Origin of the sequence: Pedobacter chinensis (assembly GCF_003339865.1) — a bacterium.
GTDB lineage: Bacteria > Bacteroidota > Bacteroidia > Sphingobacteriales > Sphingobacteriaceae > Pedobacter > Pedobacter chinensis.
Map to the genome: position 1 here is coordinate 933320 of NZ_QPKV01000003.1, position 23933 is coordinate 957252.

Below are 23933 nucleotides of genomic sequence, written 5' to 3' on the forward strand. Positions count from 1 at the left end.
CAAAATCTCCTAATGAAAGATAAATTAGCGCATCACTTATTGTGGGAACGACTTCGTGCCGGTGATAAAGATGCATTTTTTGATCTTTATAAAGAACTTTATTATCCCCTGGTAAATTTCGGAATAAGAGTTTGCGCTGATGCAGACATAGCGAGCGAAGCCACTGATTTGGTTTTTACCACCATTTGGGAAAAACACGAGACCCTCAATCGCGTAGACAATGTGGAAGCTTATCTGCGGACTTTTTTGAAAAGAAAATTGCTTAGAATTTTAGAGCGCAAACGTAAAATAAACGATGCACTTTCCAATGCAGGGGCAGATGGTGATTGGATGGAAATGAGTTATGAAGAGTTTATTGTAAAGGTTCAGAGCGATGAATTGATCAAACATCAACTTAAGAATGCGTTGGAAAAACTCACATTTCGCCAAAAACAATTAATTCATCTCAAGTTTTTCGATGGATTGAGCTATGAGCAAATTGCCGAACAAAGTAATCAAACCATAAAAACGGCTTATAATACCATTTATGATGCGCTCAAAATTTTAAGGAAAGAATTTAATCAATAGTGTGTTCATCATCATCCGCTGCTTTTTACGGCGTTATCCCTTTATCAAAGACCATTGAAAATACTACTCTACCTTGTAAATCAAGTTCAGCAAAACGTAGCGGTTAAGCATTACGATTAGAAAACCATCCATGAACGGTCGTCATCCTGAATTTTTCATTTGTTTTTAAGTTTTTATTGGTATTCAAGAGGGCTGCGCCGTTTGTTTCAGGACCTTAATAGCATGAACGCTTAGCAGGAAAGATGCTGAAACAAGTTCAGCATGACGTAGTGGCTAGGTAAGACGCCTAAAACACCATCCATGAACGGTCGTCATCCTGAACTTGTTTCACTGTTGTCCGGTAAACTATTTTAGATAAAAGAAAAGGGGTTGCTTTAGGCTTCCCCTTTTTTGTGTTGATATTTGAGTTACCACACTTAAACATTCAACATGAGCAAAAGTACTTCTTTTACCGGACAACAGTGAACTTGTTTCAGAACCTTAATAGCATGAACGCCTAGCAGGAAAGTGTTGATCACGAAGTCGCTACAAACATTATCCTGAAGTTGAACTTATCCCGAACCCACACTAAATTAATGTTCTGATTGCTTGTTTAAAGTAACATTCAATATTTTGTTATTGCGCACAGGCACTTCTTTTGTTTCATAACCTTTTTTGGAAAAGATCAATATATCCGACGATTTCACGGTTATGATATAACTGCCTGCATCGTTGGTTACAACCTTTGTTTCGCCTGTTTTTGTATAAATGCTAACATCAGATAAAATACTTGCCTGCACATCTCGCACTATACCGCTTACTTTGATGGTTGTGTCATTGGAAATATTGGTATTGTTCTCTATCTGCTGCCTGGTTTCTGTTTTGCCAGGTAAAGTTTTAGCAGCTTGTAATTCTTTCTGTGAGACAAATACAGTAATTCGATCTTTTGCACGAATATCGTTAGAAGCAGCGCCTAACTGTATTTCAAAATCTCCTGGCTCAACAACTCTTTTTAAATCTTTATTATAAAGGTAAAGTTCATTAACAGGTAGTTGTAAGGTAACAATTTGTTCTTCTTCTGCTTTTAAAAATACCTTGCGAAAACCTTTTAAAGCCTGTACAGGTGTAGCTACCGAACTAACCAAATCGCGAACGTATAATTGCACCACTTCTGCTCCATCACGTTGTCCTGAATTTTTAACCTGAATGCTTACTGTAATGCTATCAGATGATAGCACTTTTTTTCTGGAAATATTCAAGTTATTAAACTCGAATTTGGTATAGCTAAGGCCATAACCAAAAGGCCATAAAGCGCCAGGTTTAGCAAAAACATAATCTCTTCCCGGTGTATTTTCCGTACCGGGCGAACCGTAAAAGCCTCTTTCCGTTGGAAGATAATTGTAATAAGCGGGTGTGTTGCCGGTACTCTTAGGAAAAGAGATGGGAAGTTTTCCAGATGGATTGGTTTTGCCAAACAACATGCCAGCAATAGCATGGCCCTCCTGCTCGCCTCCATACCATTGAATAGCTATAGCAGGTACATTTTTTTCTTCCCACGATAAAACAAACGGCCTGCCGGTTACCAATACCACGATTACCGGTTTGCCTGTACGGTGTATAGCTTTGATTAATTCTTCTTGTACACCTGGCAACTTAAGATCATCTAAATCAAAGCCTTCGCCGCTGGTTGAATTTATACGCTCTCTCGCGAGTGCAGCACTTTGAGAACCTACAAACACAATTGCTGCATTACTTTGCTTCGCTGCACTTACCGCTGCTGCAAAACCTGTCGAATCTAATCCCGTTAACTCGCAGCCTTTTGCATAATTAATGGTTACCTTATCTCCTATTAGCTGCTTAATGCCATTAAGAGGCGTTATTCCATCACGGTTATTTCTGCTCCAGGTATAATCTCCAAATTGTACCTGATCGGCATTTGGACCAATTATGGCAAGCGATTGTAATTTCGATTCATCAAGAGGTAAAATATTATTTTCATTCTTTACCAACACAATACTCTCATCGGCAATGGTACGTGCAAGTTTTATAGAAGCAGGTGTATGTATCTGCTGTTTAAAGGCCACCGTAGTATCTGGCAAAGCATCTTCAAATAGGCCAGATTTAAATTTTGTATATAATACATTTCTTACCGCCCTGTCAATATAGCTAACAGGTAATTTTTTACTTTTTACCAGGGAATCTAATTCTTCATAAGTTGAACTTGCAGCTTCCACATCTATACCCGCAGTAATTGCCTGTAACGCTGCATCAGTACTGTTTGCAGCTGTATGATGAAAAGAATACAACATGGATATAGAACCCCAGTCAGAATAAACAAATCCTTTGAATCCTAAGTGTTTACGTAAAAGATCAGTAAGGAAAAAAGATGATCCGGTAATCGGTTCCCCGTCATACGAACTGTAACAATTCATGATTGACAATGGATCGGCTTCTTTAATAACCCGCTCGAAGGGCTGCATATAAAGAGAATATAGTTGCTTTAAGCCACCCTCTACATTAGAAAGATTGATACCGCCAATTGGTGTGCCATGACCCACAAAATGTTTAGGTGTACAAATCAGATTATTTTCCCTGAATCCTTTTATATAAGCAACTCCCATTTCTCCCACCAGAAAAGGATCTTCTCCATAAGTTTCTTCCACACGGCCCCAGCGAAGCTCACGGGCAAGATCAAGGTCGGGGGCAAATAACTGTTTCGCACCAATGGCTTTCATTTCAGCTGAAATATGTACCGACATTTGTTTAGCAAGTTCCGGCCGAAAAGTACTTGCCAAAGCAATAGACTGAGGAAAAATGGTACAATTATCCTGCACTGTTCCATGTAAACCTTCCAATACGGGGATAACCGGAATGCCCAATCTCGTACGCTGTTTCATGTATTTTTGTACATGATATACCATTTTCAGATACTGTTTTGATGATAAAGGAAATCCTTCTATGCAACCAAAGCTATTGCCTTTGGTAAATTCATGCAGCTTTTGTAAGTCAACCACACCATTCGCATCATAATCTTCTGAATGTATATGGCGCAGCTGATCAATTTTTTCCTGTAACGTCATACGTTTTAAAAGGTCTTCTATTCTTTCAGTTATAGGTTTTGTTGCATCCTGATAAACGTGCTTTGTTTTTTGTGCTTCGGCTTTGCCTATAAAAGTCAGGATGGAAATGCTAAGCAGGGTAATCAGTTTTATTTTCATTAATAATCGTTTAAATAATGATGAAATCATAAGCTTGCTATCTCATGCCATTTGTAAGTATTTGGCTTATAGTTGTTTCGTTATTTTTTTTAAAGGTAATGAAGGTATTCACTCTTGCAAAAAAAAATATTCATTTTGATTATATGCTAGTGAAGAAACCTGAGAACCTCTGCTTTGCGAAATCTTTAATCAGCTAATGATATTTTTACATGTTTCAAAAGATCTCTCTAATTCTGCCGATAATTTCCAGTCAATCTTAAAACCAATAATTCACGAATTAAATTTCATCATTCTATGCATAGCCAGGGCATATATTTCGTTGCGTTAAAAAAAAGTTAAAATTTTCTTAGGAAAAAGTTAATCTTTTAGGCACTGATATATAAAAGGTAAATAAGAATGGTTGATAGAAGTAAGTTCAATGCAGAAGATTTTCTTGTCGATAGTACCTTTCAGCAATATTGCGCTGGAACCGACAAGCTATGTATTGGATATTGGGAAAAATATATAAATGCCCACCCGGAGCAGGCAGAAGTAATAGCGGAAGCTAAAAAACTATATACGATATTGAGTGGCAATAAGCGGTCACTAAATGCACAGGTTGAAAATTTAAAGGAAAGTATGTTTCCTGAAGAAAAGATTGTTAAAATAAGTCGTTTCTTATGGTTGAAAATAGCAGCAGCGATTGTTGTGCTACTTGGTTCAGTACTTGTTTTTGTAAAGTATGCCAACTTTAAAAAGAATGAACCGTACCAGGAAGTATTTACCTGGGCAACAAAAAGCGGCGAGCGTAAGCGTGTACGGCTATCTGATGGAACACTGGTTATTCTGAATGCTAAAAGTTCATTATCTGTCATTAAAGGTTTCAATAAGAAAACCAGGGAAGTTAATTTAATTGGCGAAGCTTTTTTTGATGTTGTTCATTGCAAAGAAAAACCATTTCAGGTTCACACCCCTGATTTTAACATCAATGTTTTAGGTACGTCTTTTAATGTGAAGGCTTATCCGGATGAAGCCACTTCAGAAGCCACTTTGATTCGCGGTTTAATCACTATGGAGGCCGTAAATGGCAATGGAGGTATAATCACATTAAAACCTAGTCAAAAGGTAACATTTTATAAAAATACGATTGAGCCCCAAAAAACTAAATTGGTTAAACCATCTCTTTCACGACCAGAAATTGCCATAAACCATTACACTTTAATAAAAGACAGCACCATTGTTGAAACAGCCTGGACAAAAAACCGCATCGAAATTTATGATCAGGATTTTGATGAGATTAAAGGCGTTTTGGAGAAATGGTATAATGTAGAAATTAAATTTACAAACAGCGAGGTAGAAAAGTATCGTTTTACCGCAACGTTTAGCAATGAAACAATTGAACAAGCCTTGTCGGCATTACAAAAAGTAGAAAACTTTAATTATGAAATAAAAGGAAACCAGGTAATCATCTCAAAGTAGGAACAAAAAAAGGACGGTGTTGGAGCACCGCCCTTTGCAGATTTCTTCTTTGATTAATTAATGGCAGTTTATGCGCAAACAGATTGCTGCCAAGAACTTATGCAACCAAAAAAAACAAAAATATGATTTATTATTACTTACTGCAAGGGCATCCGGCATACCGGAAGCTTTTAAAATTCATTATGCTAATGAAATTGACCTGTATTATGGTTTTCATTACCTGTCTTAATGTTTCTGCATCGGTTTTTTCGCAGGAGAAAATCTCTCTCGATGTAAAGAAAACTAAGCTGGGGAAGGTTTTACAGATTATAGAGCAGCAAAGCAGTTACCATTTTGTTTATAGCTCTTCTTATGTTCCGGTAAATAAGGATGTAAGTATCACTGTAACCAATACTTTGGTTACCGATGTTTTAGCTGCCATTCTTAACAGAACAAATTTAAAATACTCTGTTTCTGATGGAGGTTTGATTATCATTAGCAGAAATAAAGAAGTCCCGATTTCAGGAACAGTTAAAGATGCATTAGGCGGCGCCTTGCCCGGAGCAAGTGTTCGTGTAAAAGGAACAGGAATTGGAACATCAACAGATGTAAATGGAAAGTTTGCTTTAAATGCGCCTGAAAATGCTATCCTGGTTGTTTCTTATGCTGGTTTTCAAACCAAAGAGATTTCTATAGGCACACAGACTTCAATTAATGTGGTGTTGGTGGAAGATACAAAACAACTTACCGAAGTAGTGGTAACAGCATTAGGAATTAAAAAAGAAAGAAGAGCTTTGGGTTATTCGGTAACACAGGTTGCTGGTGAAACCCTTACTCAGGCAAGAGAAAATAATGTATTAAATTCCTTGGTAGGGAAGGTAGCCGGTTTGGATGTGAGTTCTACCTCTGGTGGTGCAGGTGCTGCAACAAGTGTTGTTATTCGTGGAGTATCTAGCTTGGGGCAAAGTAGTCAGCCATTATATGTTATCAATGGTATTCCAATGGAAAGTGAACCTGTTGGACGATTCAATCCTAACTCGGCCGGTAACTCCGGTAGTCAATGGGATAATGCTCCCGATCGTGGCGATGCAATTAGTAACCTGAATCCAGATGATATCGAAAGTATTTCTGTATTAAAAGGAGCAGCGGCAGCGGCATTATATGGTTATCGTGCAAAATCTGGTGTAATTCTAATCACAACAAAAAGTGGTAAAGGAAACAGCATAGAATTTAATAGTAATTATGTTGGCGAACAAATTATGGATAGAACTAACTGGCAATACGTTTATGGCCAGGGTGTTAACGGACAAAAACCAGCAACCCAACTGGCTGCCGCATCTACAGGAGGTTCAAGTTGGGGTGCCCGTTTAGATGGATCTAATGTTATACAGTTTGATGGGGTAAGCAGACCATATAGTGCTCAAAAAAATAATATTGAAGATTTTTACAAAACAGGAAACACATTTACTAATACATTAGCGCTAAATAAAACTTTTGATGGTGGTGTGATCCGTGTTTCAGCCAGCGATTTGCACAATAATTCGGTTGTTCCGAATTCTGGGCTTAACAGACAGAATTTTACTTTATCCAGTACATTTGATCCTATAAAAAGATTAGTGATAGATGCACGTTTTAACTACATTTTGGAGCAAGCTAAAAATCGGCCCATGGTATCTGATGGAGCAGGTAACGCCAATTATAATGCTGCTTTTTTACCAACAAGTGTAAATATTAAGGATTTAGATCCATGGAAAGATGCAAATGGCAATGAAATATTATACAATACAGGCAATCCTTATGCAACTAACCCCTGGTTTGCCGCGTATGAATTTATTCATAATACCAAAAAAGAACGGCTACTAAGTTCTGCCAATGCAAAATACACATTTGATAACGGATTGTTTTTACAAGCAAGAGCTGGAAGAGATGCCTATAATGAAAATTATCTTGGTGTAACACCTTCAGGAACTGCTTACGATCCTGATGGAGGCTATACTGAACAATTAACAAAATTTTCAGATGTAAACGTTGATGGATTAATTGGCAAAAGCTTTAAAATTAATGATATAGCCATCACTCCAAATATTGGTGCCAGTTATCGGCGTACTAAACTAACACAAACAACAAATCAAGGTGCTTCATTTGAAATACCTGGTATATACACTTTAACAAACACTGGAGGAAAATCAGTTGGGGTTCTCCAAAGCGATCAGGAAACCCAATCCGTGTATGGTACATTAGAAGTTACTTATAAAGATGTATTGTATTTAACCGGAAGTGGAAGAAGCGATTGGTTCTCTACATTGGCAACTCCGGGAAAAAACAATAAATTAAGCGTTTTTTATCCTGCAATCAGTGGCTCATTCGTGTTTTCTGAACTATGGAAACCATCTTTTTTAAGCTTCGGTAAGTTAAGGGCAGGATATGCAGTAGTTGGCCAGGGAGCGCTGCCCTTTAAAACTCAGTTGTACTACAATTTAAGAAGTGAAACTGTTAATGGAACGCCACTGGGAAATATAGTAAATCCATCTATACCAAATGCTACCTTGTTTGCTTCAAAAGCAAAAGAATTGGAAATTGGAACTGAAATGCGGTTTTTTGGTGATCGGTTAAATTTAGATTTAACATGGTACAACAAAAAATCAACGGATGAAATTCTTGATGTGCCAACTTCTACCACAACAGGTTACTCCGGAGCAACCTTAAATATCGGAGAACTTCAAAATAAAGGAATTGAAGCTTTAATAACAGGTGTTGTTTTAAAAACTAAAGAATTCGGATGGACTTCAAGTTTAAATGGTTCTTATAACGATAATAAAGTAGTTACGCTGGCACCAGGTACCGCTTCTCAATTGTTGGCTACCTCCAGGAGCAATGTTGGTTTCCTGCAGAATATTGCCGGTCTGCCTACAGCTCAGGTAATGGCTTACGATTTTCTATATGATGCAAACGGAAATATCGTAAAAGATACCAATGGTGTTCCACAACGTGGCGAACTAAAACCTTATGGCTCTGCTTACAATAAATGGGCTGCCGGATGGAACAATGAGTTCAATTATAAAGGTGTTAACCTGTCGTTTTTAATTGATGGGAAGTGGGGAGGAAAGATTTTCTCTGCAACAGATTATTATGGTTATATTTTTGGTTTACATCAGGCAACACTCGAAAACCGGGATGCACTGGGTGTAGGTGCCGCAAATTACTACAGCACCTATGCAAACAATGTTTCCAAGCAATTTGTACAGGATGCAAGCTTTATTAAATTCAGACAAGTGATACTGGGTTACAACTTTCCTGCAAGAGTATTTAACAATAAAATTAAAGGTTTAAACCTCAGTTTTGTAGGTCGTAATCTGTTTATTCTTATGAAGAAAACAGATAATATCGATCCAGAATCAAGCTATAACGCAACCTTCCCAGGCATGGAATTAGGTGGTGTGCCACCAGTGCGCACCTATGGTTTAAATTTAAGTGTTAAGTTATAATCCTTTAAACGAATTGAAAATGAAAACGATCATAAAATTATACGTACCACTTTTATTATCTGGATTAGCACTAATATCTGGTTGTACTAAAGACTTTGAAAAAATAAATACAGACCCGGTTTCTGTTGGGCAAGAACAATATAATCCTAATTATCTGTTATCCACTGCACAATTAAATTATACAGGAAGCATCGACTTTGCTTATGAAACATGGAGGGGTAATCTGATTTATGCTTCTACAATGATGCAGGGAATGTCATCAGTAATTAGCTACTGGGCTGGAGATAAATACATGTTGAATGAAGGCTATACTGCTGCTTACTGGGAAAAAGCTTATCCTGACCAGGTAAAGTATGCGGCAGATTTGGTTGAGTTTACCAGAGGAAAAGCACAATATAATAATGTGCATCAAATGGGTAGGATCTGGAAAGCCTTGATTTTTCAAAGGCTAACCGATTTATACGGCGATATTCCTTATTTTGATGCCGGAAAAGGTTACTATACAGGTAATTTATATCCGAAATACGATTCACAACAAGCCATTTATACCGATCTTTTAAAAGAAGTTGATGAAGCCGGCAATGCATTAGTGGCTGGTGGCGATGTAGTTACCGGCGATTTGGTTTATGCCGGAGATGTGAATAAATGGAAACGTTTTGCTAATAGTTTAATATTGCGCCTGGCGATGAGGCTAACAAAAGCTGATGCCACATTAGCTCAAACCTACATTAATAAGGCCGTGGGTAAAACCATGACCAGCGATGCTGATAATGCGCTGTTTAAACACGATGCAAATGGCGGAAGGGTAACTCAAAACAGGGCTGCCCAGGTATTGTTGGGTGATGGTGGCCAGGAGAATTATTATACCAGATGGAGCAGTACTTTCATCAACTACCTGAAAACAAATAACGACCCCCGTTTAAGTAAAGTTGCAGTAACCAGGTTGTACTTAACAGATGCTTCCAAAACACAAAATCCTGCTTTTGTTACCACAGCTTCGGTACAAAAAGGAATGCCTAACGGAAAAGATTTGAGTGGCATTGCCGGGAGAGATGTTCGCCAGGATGCTTCATACACTGATTTTACTGATTATTCTTCACCCAACCCGGGCATGATTAAAAGAGACGGTAACACCATTATTTTAACCTACGCAGAAACCGAATTGCTCTGGGCTGAGGCAGCGCAGCGTTATAGTATAGGTGGGGCTGCAGCAACGCACTATAATGCAGGCGTTACGGCAGCAATGACTTATCTTTCTCAATACGATCCGGGAATGGCTGTTAGTGCTGCAGATGCTGCTGCCTATTTAGCCAGCCATCCTTATGTAGCAGCTAATGGATTAGAGATGATCGCAACTCAATATTGGGCGCATACCATTACCATGTTAGATTTCTATGAAACCTGGTCAAACTGGAGAAGAACAGGATTCCCAATTCTAACTCCCGTGGTATATCCAAATACAAATACTGGAGGGTCAATTCCCCGTCGATTCCCATACCCACTTGCAGAAGGCGTATCTAATGCAGCTAATTATAACGCAGCTGCGGCAGCAGTTCCCGGGGGTGATAAACTCGTTGGAAAAGTTTGGTGGGATAAATAAAATATCTATCTAAGTTTTTTTATATAGGCCGGCATTGCATTTAGCAGTGTCGGCCTTTTTTTGTCATTTTGAAGCATGAACACACAGTTAAACAAACGTTTGTGCGGTATTTTGTGCCAATTCCAAAGCACGTTTTCCAAATGATTTTAATCGATAACAAATCTTCTGTATTTCGTTGCAATTAAGCTTGTAATGTGCTGATTAGATGTGTTTTAATAATAAATTTAGGCAAACGTTTGCGCATAGTTTAGTTAAAAGATGTTAAAAGTTTGAGCTTACCTTTAGATGACAGACAATTCGATATCCCTAAGAATTGTTACTCGCAACGTGCGGGTGATAAATAAGCTAACTAATCTTAACTAAATAAATTTCTATGAACAAATTCTTCATTCGAAAAATTGGTTTAGCTGCCATTTTTCTACTTACGGATACATCCGTCATGGTGCAATTGAAAAATCCTATTTTATTGTTCCTGAGCTATATGCTTAAACCAATACCTGTAACAGGCGCCGTAAAACATAACATGGCTTACACCTCAAGTTTATATAATCATTATTTGAAGTAAACACAAAAAATAATTAAAGGAGAGGATAACAATGATATAGATGCAAGTATAATTATAAATAAATACTTGACAGTTTATAAAGGTTACCGGTATTTGAATTACAAAGCATAAACCATTAAATAACTGGGTAATGTGCTGTTTATGAATAGTTCAATTTTAATAAACCATGCTCAATTAAACTATGATACAGATGAGTAAAGAAAAAACCAGAAAACATGTTAAGCTATTTGTGCTTAACCAGATAATTAAAACTCTTGGCCTGGCCGGAGTATTAATTATGAGCTTATGCCTGCAATACAGTATAGCAAGCACATTTAAAAAAGAAAACATAAAAAGCCATCCATTATTTATAACAATTGATAATGTTATCAGCATTAGAGTTGTAGATGCTAAGGGCATTGCCATTCCTGGGGTAGTAGTAAAAGTTAAAGGTACTACAACTGGTAATGTTACCGATGCCGATGGTATTTGTAATATCGACATCAAAACATCGAATGCTATACTAATAGTAAGCATGATAGGCTATTTAACGCAAGAAGTTGCTGTTGAGGGAAAAACCAAATTGGTTGTGGTATTGCAGGAAACAACCACGGGTTTAAATGATGTTGTTGTGGTTGGTTATGGCAAACAGAGTACAGCCAAAGTAACAGGAGCTATATCAAGCGTTAAAGGCTCAGAATTGTTAAAAGCTCCCGTAGCAAATATCACTAACTCATTGGCTGGTCGTTTGCCAGGTTTAATTGCGGTTCAAAGAAGTGGCGAGCCTGGTCAGGATGCCAGTAGTATTAATATAAGAGGCTTTGGTGATGCATTAATTATTGTAGATGGTGTTCCGGCTTCTTTTAGTGAGCTTGATGCAAATGAAATTGAAAGCATCTCTGTATTAAAAGATGCATCTGCAGCGGTTTATGGTGTTCGTGCAGCAAATGGTGTTGTTATGGTAACAACAAAAAAGGGAACAATAGGTAAACCCACCATTAGCTACAATGCTTACTATGCCATGCAACAGGTAACGAATTATCCTAAATTGCTGGATGCACTGCAATTTGCAGAATTAAGAAATGAAGCCGCTGTGAATGCCTGGGTAAGAGCAGGCAACCTCAATGCTCCGTTAAATCTGGAATATAGTGCTCAGGAGATAGAAAATATTAGAAACGGCACAACACCAAATACAGATTGGTACAGTAGTACCATTCGCGATATTTCGCCCCAGTTTTACCAAAACCTTGGCGTATCAGGTGGCACAGAAGATGTGAAATATTATGTAAACTTAGGCTATGTAAATCAGGGTGGATTATGGCATAGCGGTGATACAAAATATCAACGTTATAATTTACGCAGTAGTATTAATGCCAAAATTACAAAAAGGTTAACAGCCGATTTAAATTTATCAGGCCGTTACGAAGACAGGCAATATCCTGGCGAATCTGCTGCCAGTATAATCAGTGCAGTTAAAAGAATTTATCCGATTTATCCGGTGTATGCAAACAATAATCCGGCTTATTATTCAACTTCAAACGCAAACAATGCGGTTCAATTGACGGATAAAAATGAATCGGGCAATAGTACATACCTGACTAAGTATTTCTCTGGTATATTCTCTTTAAATTATGCACTGCCTTATATCGAAGGATTAAACTTAAAAGGACTGGTGTCATATCAAAATGAGGCCGATAACACTAAATATTATAGCAAGCAAAGATCGCTTTACACTTATGATGCCACAACCGGTATCTACAATGCTGTTTACAAATCATCTATAAGCAGTGTGAACCAGGGCAACAACCAACAAAATACGCTTCTAACGCAATTGTCATTAAATTATGCAGCATCTTTTAATAAGCATAATGTAAGCGGGCTATTGTTGTTTGAAAGACAAAATAGTGATTTAACTGCTTTGAGTGCCTATCGTCAATTTACATTGCAGGGTATACAACAATTGGATTTTGGCGATGTTGCAAATCAAAGCAATAGCGGTAATCTTACCGAACAGGCTAACATGGGATATGTAGGTAAATTTAATTATGATTATGCTGGAAAATATCTGCTGGAGTTCGGTTTCAGGTATGATGGTACGTACAGGGCATCGCCCGATAAAAGATTTGGCTTCTTTCCAAATGTATCGGTCGGCTGGAGAATCAGTGAAGAAAATTTCATGAAAAATATTACAGTGATAGATAACCTGAAACTTAGGGCTTCTTACGGAAAAGTAGGTGATGACCAGGGCTTAGCCGCATTTCAATACCTTCAGGGTTATAATCTGGGTGGAAACTACCTGTTCGGCGCAGATCCAACCCTGGGTATAGTCCCTTCTGTTCTGTCAAACCCGAATGCAACCTGGTTTACCTCTAAAACTTCAAATATTGGTTTGGATATCTCTTTATGGAAGGGCCTTCTTGGAGCAACAATTGAAGGATTTTACAGAGAGCGGGCTGGTTTGTTCGCCACTAGGGTTTTAAGTTTGCCAAATACCTTCGGCGCAAATTTGCCACAGGAAAATTTAAATGGTGACAATACTCGTGGATTTGAGCTGACTTTAACACATAAGAACAAAATAGGAAACCTTGACTATTCAATATCTCCTAATGTAAGTTTCACTAAATCGAGAAATGCTTATATAGAACGGGCAGAAAGTACCAACTCATATTTAAACTGGCGAAATAACACCACCGGTAGAAATAAAAATATCTTTTGGGGTTATGTGGCTACTGGTCAGTTTCAGTCGCAATCTGAAATTAATACCGCTCCAATTCAGGATAGTAGAGGTAACCAGACGTTATTGCCAGGTGATATAAGATATGCAGATTTAAATGGCGATGGAATTATAAACTCTTCAGATCAAACCATTATCGGGCGTGGAACCACTCCAGAAATGTTTTTCGGATTGAATCTCGCAGCCCAATATAGAGGATTTGATTTATCAGTACTTTTGCAGGGAGCAAGTAATTTCAATGCATATTATGATGGTGAGTTGCAAAACCCATTCTTTAATAATGCCAATAGTTACACATTTTTTGCAGATCGCTGGCACAGAACGGTTATAAATGATCCGAACAGCGCATGGATTCCGGGTAAATTCCCTTCAACAGTACTTTCAGGAAGTGATAACAATAAACTTACCTCAAGTTTCTGGTTACAAAATGCTACCTATCTCCGCGTAAAAAACGTCGATTTTGGTTATACTTTTTCAAAAAATCTGCTAGGGAAATCAGGCGTTCAAAGGCTGAGAGTTTATTTCTCAGGCCAGAATATTTTTACATTCAGTAAGCTTAAAAATATAAATCTGGATCCGGAAGCCCCGGGAGGCAGAGGAGATTATTATCCGCAAATGAAGATATGGACATTTGGTTTAAATGTTGGACTTTAATTCACAGAGTTATAAATATAAAAGTTATGCAAATGAAAACTCTTAATAAATATGTGTGCCTGCTTATAATAATATGCCTGGTCACAGCATGCAAAAAAGATTTCTTAGATAAGAAACCACAAGACTTAATACCAGATGATGTTGCTTATGGAAGTGAATCTGGCCTGGCGGCCCTTACTGTTACACTTTACAATGATATCAATACAGAAGATTTTAATTATCAGATAGGAAGTGAGGGAGGTTTCCCATCTACAGTAACGGATGAAGCATTAAGGTCATATCCCTGGGGAGCCCCTAATGATCCCGTGGTTGGAAACTGGTTTGGAGATTGGGATTATGGAAGAATCAGAAGAGTGAATGATTTCCTTGAAAAAATTGATAATGCGAAGGTTACTGATGATATTAAAAAACGGTATAAAGCCGAAGCCCACTTTATTCGTGCATTCCATTATTTTAACCTGGTAAAACGCTATGGTGGTGTGCCATTAATTACTACCGTGCAACAATTTACAGGCGATAATATCTCCCAATTGCAGGTACAGCGTAATAAAGAGCAGGAGATATATGATTTTATAGATAAGGAACTTGCTTTAGCTATAGCAGATCTACCCGAGATTAGCGTTGAGCAAGGCCGTATCAATAAATATGGAGCTTTGGCTTTAGAAAGCCGGGCCATGCTTTATGCGGCATCGAGTGCTAAATATGCAACATTACAGTTAAACGGCTTAGTAGGCATTCCGGCATCATTGGCCAACACCTATTGGCAAAAATCATTAGATGCTGCAAAAACCATTATTGATCAGGGTATGTATCACTTATATGATAGTAATCCGAATAAAGCAGCTAATTTTCAACAGCTTTTTCTTACTCCAGGTAACGCTGAGGCTATTTTTACAAAGTATTTCAAAGCACCCGCGGTATCTCATGCTTTCGATTTTTATAATGCACCGCAAAGTTTTAAGGTTGATTACGGCTGCGTGACCAATCCAACGCTCGAAATGGTTGAAGAATTTGAATACAGGGATGGAAGTCCGGGAAAACTTAAAGTATATGATAATGTAGGGAACCCGATAGTATACAACAGGCCGCAGGATTTGTTTGCCAACAAAGACCCAAGAATGTTTGCCACAATTTTAACGCCTTTTGATAGCTGGCAGGGTGGAATTGTAGAAATAAGAAAAGGGGTTATTGACGGAGGTTATAAAACTACTGAAGATTTATGGCAAGGATACCCAACAAATGATAACAGTTTTAAAATTGTTGGTAAAGATGGCCCGATTGCCGGTAGTAACGATCCTACCAAAACCGGTTTCTATATTAAAAAATTTATGGATCCTAATAACAGGCTTGATTGGGGGCTTTCTCAAACCCCCTGGATGGTTTTCAGATATGGCGAAGTGCTTTTGAATTATGCTGAGGCCGCAATTGAATTGGGCCAAATCGGCGAGGCACTGAATGCAATTAACCAAATACGCGACAGAGCGGGGATAGCCACACTGGGTTCAGTTACACGCGATATTGTACGTCATGAAAGAAAGGTTGAACTGGCTTTTGAAAATCATCGCATCTGGGATATTAGAAGATGGAGAATAGCTTCAACCATATTAAATAATACACAATTCCATGCTCTCTACCCTTGGATAATATGGCAAAACGGTGTTGATCCAAGTCAGATGAAATATAGCTTTACCATTGTAGTGGCACCTAAAAACAGCCGTACATTCCCTGAAAGGTTGTATTACGAGCCGGTTCCTCAAGGTAATCCAACGTATGTTCAAAATCCTTTATATTAAAAACATAAGATATGAAAATACATGATATAAAAATAATAGCACTACTTGCAATAGTGGGCTTTGCAAGCTGTAAAAAAGATAATTATCCAGCTCCGGATGCCAGTATCTCAGGAAATATAATAGATGCTGCTACGGGTGCAAAAGTTCCGCAACAAACTTTAAACGGCGGATTGATACAACTATATGAAACAACTTATCCTAATCCTACACCGATTAATTCGACCATGAATAGTGATGGGAGTTATGCAAATAGAAATATTTTTGCAGGTAATTACAGGATAGTAGCTACAGGGCCGTTTATTTATCAGGATGCAATTCAGGTTACCGTGAATGGGCAAACTACGCAGGATATAAAAGTTGTTCCCTATTTAACGGTTACTACCACATTGGTGTCTAAAACATCTACCAGTATTACTGTTAATGTGAAATTAACCCAAAGTGCTTTAAGTAGTACACAGAAAATAGCCCTGGTTGCTGCTGTAGCGGGTATTACTAACAGCGTAGATTATAATAATTATGCCAGAAGAGAATCTCAAAATACAGAATCAGTTACAAATGCAAGTATTGTTGCAAATACCTACACATTTGTGCTTACAGGGTTAAAACCTAATACCAGTTACTATGTAAGAGGTGCTGCAAGAACCAATAACAATGGTAATTATTTCAATTATGCACCTGTTTTTGAGGTAACAACTAATAATTAAAGGATAAAAAAACATGTTGTTGTAGTCCCGTTGTACCCGGCATTGCATTTTGCGGTGCTGGGTTTTTTATTAGTGACCTGAGTTAATAATCTATTATAATTTCAAATTAATAGATTTAATGTAGCCCGTTGTTACCCATTCCCTATGAAAATCACGATCAAGATCTTTCCTGTTATTAAGATGAGACAATTAGGCGGCAGTCAAACCATTGAAAACATAACAACTACTGATAAATAACACAAATCCTCTTGATCTTATTAAAAATTCAGCTGCATGGAAACTTCTTTGGAGCATAACGTGGCAGACAACCAAGTATAAAAAAAGATTTTGTTTTAATATTAATTGAGTTCAGGTTGGTAACATTTATAATGTGATTTTTGATTAACGGCAGTTTAGTTTGATATTTATGAACCAAACCAAAACAATGAAATTCAAACTTATACTCAGCACATTAATGCTGTCAAGCATTTTGTCTCAAGCACAACAGGCACCAGGAAAAAACCAATCAAAACAAACCGTTACAACCACGCAGGTAACCGTTAAAGATGAGCCAAAAACCACCACGAATGAACGAACAATAAAAGTTGAGAGCAGTGTGATAACCAATCACTCGGTAAATATTGATGGTAAAGCTATTCCATATAAAGCAACAACAGGTACGCTGCCGGTTTGGGATGAAGAAGGAAAGCCTATTGCGGGTTTATTTTATACTTATTATGAAAGGAGTGATGTTTCCAATCGCGATAAAAGGCCTTTGGTGATTTCTTTTAACGGTGGCCCCGGTTCTGCATCTGTTTGGATGCACATTGCCTATACAGGTCCGGTGGTGTTAAATATTGATGATGAAGGTTATCCTGTACAACCTTATGGTTATAAAGAAAATCCATATTCGATTTTAGATGTGGCCGATATTGTTTACGTCGATCCGGTTAATACAGGGTATTCCCGTGCAGTAAGCAAAGATGTTCCGACCAATAAGTTTTTTGGTGTTCGTGCCGATATTAAATATTTAGCCGAGTGGATCAATACTTTTGTAACAAGAAATAACAGATGGGCATCTCCAAAGTTTTTAATAGGCGAAAGTTACGGAACAACGCGTGTTTCTGGCCTGGCTTTGGAACTTCAAAACAACCAGTGGATGTACTTAAACGGAGTGGTTTTGGTTTCTCCAACCGAGCTTGGTATTGAACGCGGTGGACCGGTAGATGCTGCATTGCGACTGCCATATTTTGCAGCTACTGCTTGGTACCACAAACTTTTACCTCAGGATTTACAATCGAAAGATTTAACAGCAATGCTTCCTGAGATTGAAAATTTCACCATCAATGAGCTTATTCCCGCAATTTCGCAAGGCGGAATGCTTAGTGCCGATAAAAAGAAAACCATTGCCGCTAAAATGGCCCGTTACTCTGGCTTGTCAGAAAAGGTAATTTTAGATTATAACTTAAACATTCCAACAAATTTCTTTTGGAAAGAGTTAATGAGGGATAAAGGTGGTTTTACTGTTGGAAGGTTGGATTCGCGTTATCGCGGTATTGATAAAATGGGTGCTGGTGCCAGTCCTGATTATAATGCTGAATTAACTTCATGGCTGCATTCATTTACGCCGGCCATTAACATGTATATCCGAAATGAGCTGAATTATAAAACAGATTTGAAATATAATATGTTCGGTCCTGTTCATCCCTGGGATAGAAGTGGCGACCAGACAGGCGACAATCTTCGTCAGGCCATGGCACAAAACCCATACTTGCATTTATTGGTGCAATCTGGTTATTATGATGGTGCATGCGATTATTTTAATGCAAAGTATAGTATGTGGCAGTTAGATGCCGCTGGTAAATTGCAGGATCGGATGAGCTGGGAAGGCTACCGCAGCGGACACATGATGTATTTGCGTAAAGATGATCTTAAAACGGCCAATAATCATATCCGCGAGTTTATAAAAAAAGCGTTGCCAAAAGCAGGAGAGGCGGCTAAATTCTAGCCAGGATTTTTTAGGATTTAAGGATGGTAAGATTAATAAGCAGATTTAAAAATTGGATGCAAAATGTTTGAGTTAAACTGCTAACTACTCAGTTTAAGAGAAACCCAAACTTTATTCTGCTTTTAAAGTAAATAAAAGTGTTGCCTGCAAACTAAAAATAATTACTTATTTTTGTGGTTCAATTATGCAGCAAATAAAAACATCATTCGATTTTGAAAAACCTATTGCCGATTTAGTTCAGCAAATAGAAAAGGTTAAGCAAGTTGCCGAAAAAACCAAGGTAGATATGTCTGCCACGTTAGACGAGCTTGATGGCAAATTAGATGAAACCACTAATAACTTATATAAAAACTTAACTGGCTGGAATAAGGTTCAAATGAGCCGTCATCCCGATCGCCCGCAAACACTCGATTACATCAGCATGATATGTGATGATTTTATTGAGTTGCATGGCGACCGAACCGTTAAAGATGATAAGGCAATTATTGGAGGTTTTGCAACAATAAACGGCCAAACCGTGATGGTTATTGGTCATCAAAAAGGTAAAAACACCAAAGAACGTCAATACCGTAATTTCGGTATGGCGAATCCTGAGGGGTATCGCAAAGCTTTACGTTTAATGCGCCTGGCCGAAAAATTCAATAAACCAGTGGTATCTTTTATTGATACCATGGGTGCTTACCCGGGTTTAGAAGCAGAAGAACGTGGCCAGGGTGAGGCGATTGCCAGAAATTTATTAGAAATGTCAGTGCTTCGGGTGCCGATTATTTGCATCGTTGTGGGTGAAGGTGCTTCAGGCGGAGCTTTGGGGATTGGTATTGGTGATAAAGTTTATATGCTTGAACATACCTGGTATTCTGTAATTTCTCCTGAATCTTGTTCCTCAATTCTCTGGAGAAGTTGGGATTTCAAAGAGAAAGCAGCCGAATGCTTAAAACTAACTTCTGATGATATGTTCGGCAACAAGTTAATCGATGGAATTATTCCTGAACCACTTGGTGGAGCACATCAAGATCCGGAATTAATGGGTAAAACCCTAAAAGAATATATTGTTAAAGATTTAGCTGCTTTAGGTAAGTTAAAAACCGATAAAATGATTGAGCAAAGAATTGAAAAATTCTGTGAGATGGGCGTTGTTAACGAATAATCATTAACTAAATAAATTTGAATCCTGTTCGACAAAGTTGAGCAGGATTTTTTTTTGTGACGACCGTTCGTGTATGGTTTTTAAGCGCCTGGCCTAACCACCACGTCATGCTAAACTTGTTTCAGCATCTTTCCTGCGATGCGTTCCTGCTATTAAGGTACTGAAACAAGTTCAGGATGACGACCGTTCATGTGTGGTGTGTTTAATCGCCTGGCCTAACCACCACGTCATGCTGACCGTAGCGAAGCGGAAAGCTACGAAGTAAATTTATTTCAGCATCATTCCTGCTATGTGTTGCTGCTATTAAGGTCCTGAAACAAACGGCGCAGCCCTCTTGAATACCAATAAAAACTTAAAAACAAATGAAAAATTCAGGATGACGGCCGTTCGTGTATGGTTTTTAAGCGCCTGGCCTAACCACCACGTCCTGCTGAACTCGTTTTACAAGTGTAAATATTAATTTTAAAAGGTCTTGTAGCTACTTCGTGGTCAGCATCTTTTATGCCAGGTGTTCATGTCCATTAAGGTCCTGAAACAAGTTCAGGATGACGACCGTTCGTGTATGGTTTTTAAGCGCCTGGCCTAACCACCACGTCATGCTAAACTTGTTTTACAAGTATAAATATTAATTTTAAAAGGTCTTGTAGCTACTTCGTGGTCAGCATCTTTCCTGCTATGTGTTCAATGCCCATTAAGGTCCTGAAACAAACGGCGCAGCCCTCTTGAATACCAATAAAAACTTAAAAACAAATGAAAAATTCAGGATGACGATCGTTCATCTATGTTTTTTTAAGCGTGGCGCATATATGCATGTGGTGCAAATTTAAATAAAAAACGCAGCTGCAAATTAATACAGCTGCGTTTTTCATTTAATTAAACTCCCGTTATTGTGGAGTTTGTTGAGAATAATAAACAGAGAATCTGGCCTCCAAACCTGTGAATATTTTCTCTAATGGTGTACTTACTTTATCCTGGCCGTTGGCTTTGGCGGTTCTGATCATTCTATCTAAATAATACAACCCAGTTTGAACGCTCTGCGAACCTGTTAAGCCTTTTGTTTCTGACAAATCAGCCAGATAAGTCAACTCCTTATTAATGTAATCAGCTGATTGAGTTAAAATCTCATTGGCTTTAGCCGTTTCGCCAAGCTTATATAAGTTTTCTGCCATATAGAATTTTACCACAACCGTGCGGATGCCATAAAACTTTTGAGGCATAACAGCATAATATTTATCTACAACCTTTTTAGCTTCAGCCATTTTGCCTTCTTTAATCAGACTTCCTGCAAGGTTACTGAAGAGGTTAGTAAAGATAAATGTATCATCCGATGATTGTGGATCTAAATAGGTAGCGGTTTTCATGTTTCCCCATTTAAATTTATTCATCACATTGTTATATAAAACCGGAGTGTTTAATTGTTCAGCCCTATCTTCAGATGTGGTGGTATCTGGTTTTAGCGGTAATAAACGCAATGCCAAACCTTCACTATATAAATATTTATCCAGACCATTATATTGTTCGGACGGAACTGTTGAAGCGAAATAGATTGGACGTTTCCAATTGTTGTGTGCCAGGATATCGAACATGGCTAAAGTGCCTTTAGTTACATAACCTTTATTGAAAGTCCATGTCAATTCAGGAATAATCTTTGCTGCATCAGCTGCAGGAACAGTTCCAGTACTGATCACTTGTTGCGGATCAACAGTGATTTTAAAGTTTTTAGTAGGCAGGAAATTAGATTTAGTTCCATCCTGCATTGCTACTTTATCACTTTCATCGTTTGATAGTAAAAGATCAACAATGTTTTTAAGTTCCACATTGCCAGCAATTTTGTAATCATCATAAGGCATTACATCACGTTCACCTTGCACATATTGTTCAGGTTTCATCGAAATCGGCAATGGAGCCGATTCGTTTTGTTTTTGCCTTAAACCATTAATGTACCAATCCGTATCAAATAAACTTAAGTTTACAATTCTGATATCCGGACGAACATTTTCAACCTCCTGAATGTACCATAAAGGGTAGGTATCATTATCGCCATAGGTAAATAATATGGCATTGGGAGCACAAGATTCTAAATAATCAAGCGCAATATCATGGGCAACCATCTTACTAGAACGATCATGATCATCCCAACCCTGTTGCGCCATAATCACGGGTGCGGCTAATAAACCAATTATGGTTGCGGCGATGGCACCATTAGTAGGCGAAAGTTTTTTAAACAGCCACTCCTTAATGGCAAGCGCCCCAAGTCCGATCCAAATGGAGAACGCATAAAATGACCCGACATAGGCGTAATCACGTTCGCGTGGTTCCAGTGGTTTTTGATTCAGGTATAAAACAATGGCAATACCTGTGAAAAAGAACAATAAAGCCACTACGCCAGCATCTTTCTGATTACGTTTGAAATGCCACAATGCACCGATGATACCCATTATTAAAGGCAAAAAGAAGAAACGGTTGTAGGCATTGCTTTCAATGGTAGATGGAGGTAAATTGGTTTGATTTCCCCTCAATAATGCATCAATAGGTTTAATGCCGCTAATCCAGGTGCCTTCATGCCCGCTTCCTTGTCCTTGTTCATCGTTTTGGCGACCAGCGAAATTCCACATGAAATAACGCATGTACATGTATCCGATTTGATAGCTGAACAAGAAACCAACATTATCTACCAGATTAGGTACTTTGGCATCATCCAAGCGCATCCATTCTTTGTAAAAAGCAGCATGTCTCGGGTCATCGCTGTACATACGCGGCAATAATGTATTGTTATTGTATTCGTAATCGGTTTTCTTACCTGCAACCTCATATTTATCTGTTCCCTTTCTCCAGATGGTTTTTCCGCCCTCTTTAATGCCCACACGTTGTGAGTTGTAATTAGGGCCGTAACCCAATGGCCTATCACCATATTGCTCACGGTTCAGGTAACTCAAAAATGAGAATGCATCTTTTGGCGCACTGTTATTTAAATTAGGATCAGCCTTTGCTCTAATGATAATCATAGAGAAGGAGGCGTAACCGAAAATAATCAGTACTGTAGAAATCAAACCCAGGTTTAAAAGTTTCTTTTGATGTTTGATAGAATACCGGATGCCCCAAACCAATGCTGAAATTAACAAAATAGCGAAGAAAAGCACCCCGGTTCCAAATCCTAAACCTAAGGTATTAACAAAGAATAAATCGAAATATGCTCCAAATGAAACCAGGTACTGGATAATTCCATACTGAATAACTGCAAGGATTAAAATACCTACAATTAAGGTTTTAAAAATGCCCGAACTGGTGGCTTTGCCGGTTCTTTTGAAATAATAAATAAAAGCAATTGCCGGAATGGTTAACAAGTTTAACAAATGGATACCGATTGATAAACCCATAATATAGGCTATAAATAATAACCAACGGTCTGCTCTTGGCTCATCGGCATGGGCTTCCCATTTCAATATTGCCCAAAATACTATGGCAGTGAATAATGATGACTGTGCATATACCTCAGATTCTACGGCTGAAAACCAGAAACTATCAGAAAAGGTATAAGCTAAAGCACCAACTGCTCCTGCGCCCATAATGCTGATTAATTTTCCTGTTGTAAGCTCGTCTCCAGCTTTAAGAATAGTCTTTTTTGCCAATGCTGTTATGGTCCAGAATAAGAATAAAATTGTAGCCCCGCTGGAAACGGCAGAACCTATATTCATCCAGTAGGCAATTTTTGTCAAATCTCCGGCTGCAAAAACAGAGAAGAAACGTTGAATCATTAAAAATAATGGTGCACCTGGTTGGTGAACAACCTGCATCCTGAATGCTGAGGCAATAAATTCTCCGCAATCCCAAAAACTAGCTGATGGCTCAAGGGTTAAAACGTAAGTTATTGTGGCAATTAAAAAGCAGATCCAGCCTCCTGTATTATTGACTTTTGAATAATTCATTGGTTTGTTTAATGATATTAAAAAAATGTTTTCGCATGAAAATGCTGCCGAAATTAACTATTCTAGTCGATAAAATAGGTAAATTTTTGGATTGATTTAACAAAATTTAACGGCTTTGGGCTATTGAAGCAAAGTATTTTAATGCATTTTTAATCTGA

12 protein-coding genes are annotated in these 23933 nt (G+C 38.1%); 10 read left to right on the forward strand and 2 right to left on the reverse strand.

Going from position 1 to position 23933, the window contains the following annotated elements; translation table 11 throughout:
- Nucleotides 1–12: 12 nt before the first annotated feature.
- The gene (locus tag DU508_RS09350; RefSeq protein ID WP_115402530.1) at nucleotides 13–567 is read left to right on the forward strand and encodes an RNA polymerase sigma factor; all 555 of its coding nucleotides are present in this window, start codon (nucleotides 13–15) and stop codon (nucleotides 565–567) included.
- 572 nt (nucleotides 568–1139) lie between these two features.
- On the opposite strand, the gene DU508_RS09355 is transcribed toward DU508_RS09350, so the two are convergent.
- Nucleotides 1140–3764 (reverse strand): glycoside hydrolase family 3 N-terminal domain-containing protein, encoded by a 2625-nt coding sequence (locus DU508_RS09355; RefSeq protein ID WP_115402531.1) that lies wholly within the window; start codon nucleotides 3762–3764, stop codon nucleotides 1140–1142.
- A gap of 396 nt (nucleotides 3765–4160) precedes the next feature.
- Here DU508_RS09355 and DU508_RS09360 point away from each other — a divergent pair, with 396 nt between their 5' ends.
- From DU508_RS09360 to DU508_RS09400, 9 genes are all read left to right on the forward strand, one after another.
- On the forward strand, nucleotides 4161–5222 hold the full coding sequence (locus tag DU508_RS09360) for a FecR family protein (RefSeq protein WP_115402532.1): 1062 nt from the start codon (nucleotides 4161–4163) through the stop codon (nucleotides 5220–5222).
- Between the two features lie 188 nt (nucleotides 5223–5410).
- Nucleotides 5411–8686 (forward strand): SusC/RagA family TonB-linked outer membrane protein, encoded by a 3276-nt coding sequence (locus tag DU508_RS09365; protein WP_233509454.1) that lies wholly within the window; start codon nucleotides 5411–5413, stop codon nucleotides 8684–8686.
- A gap of 19 nt (nucleotides 8687–8705) precedes the next feature.
- The gene (locus DU508_RS09370) at nucleotides 8706–10286 is read left to right on the forward strand and encodes a SusD/RagB family nutrient-binding outer membrane lipoprotein (RefSeq protein WP_115402746.1); all 1581 of its coding nucleotides are present in this window, start codon (nucleotides 8706–8708) and stop codon (nucleotides 10284–10286) included.
- A gap of 373 nt (nucleotides 10287–10659) precedes the next feature.
- On the forward strand, nucleotides 10660–10851 hold the full coding sequence (locus DU508_RS09375; protein WP_115402533.1) for a hypothetical protein: 192 nt from the start codon (nucleotides 10660–10662) through the stop codon (nucleotides 10849–10851).
- Nucleotides 10852–11041: 190 nt separating this feature from the next.
- The gene (locus tag DU508_RS09380; protein WP_158542146.1) at nucleotides 11042–14218 is read left to right on the forward strand and encodes a SusC/RagA family TonB-linked outer membrane protein; all 3177 of its coding nucleotides are present in this window, start codon (nucleotides 11042–11044) and stop codon (nucleotides 14216–14218) included.
- A 32-nt stretch (nucleotides 14219–14250) separates the two neighbouring features.
- Entirely contained in the window at nucleotides 14251–16011 is a 1761-nt protein-coding gene (locus DU508_RS09385; RefSeq protein WP_115402747.1) for a RagB/SusD family nutrient uptake outer membrane protein, read from the forward strand.
- Nucleotides 16012–16022: 11 nt separating this feature from the next.
- Complete coding sequence (locus tag DU508_RS09390) at nucleotides 16023–16715, forward strand: DUF3823 domain-containing protein (protein ID WP_115402535.1); 693 nt, start codon at nucleotides 16023–16025, stop codon at nucleotides 16713–16715.
- Nucleotides 16716–17139: 424 nt separating this feature from the next.
- Nucleotides 17140–18702: a S10 family peptidase gene (locus tag DU508_RS09395; RefSeq protein WP_115402748.1), complete on the forward strand. Its 1563-nt coding sequence runs from the start codon at nucleotides 17140–17142 to the stop codon at nucleotides 18700–18702.
- 184 nt (nucleotides 18703–18886) lie between these two features.
- Nucleotides 18887–19849 (forward strand): acetyl-CoA carboxylase carboxyltransferase subunit alpha, encoded by a 963-nt coding sequence (locus DU508_RS09400; RefSeq protein WP_115402536.1) that lies wholly within the window; start codon nucleotides 18887–18889, stop codon nucleotides 19847–19849.
- A gap of 884 nt (nucleotides 19850–20733) precedes the next feature.
- Here DU508_RS09400 and DU508_RS09405 read toward each other — a convergent pair.
- Nucleotides 20734–23775: a DUF2723 domain-containing protein gene (locus tag DU508_RS09405; RefSeq protein WP_115402537.1), complete on the reverse strand. Its 3042-nt coding sequence runs from the start codon at nucleotides 23773–23775 to the stop codon at nucleotides 20734–20736.
- Between the last annotated feature and the right edge of the window lie 158 nt (nucleotides 23776–23933).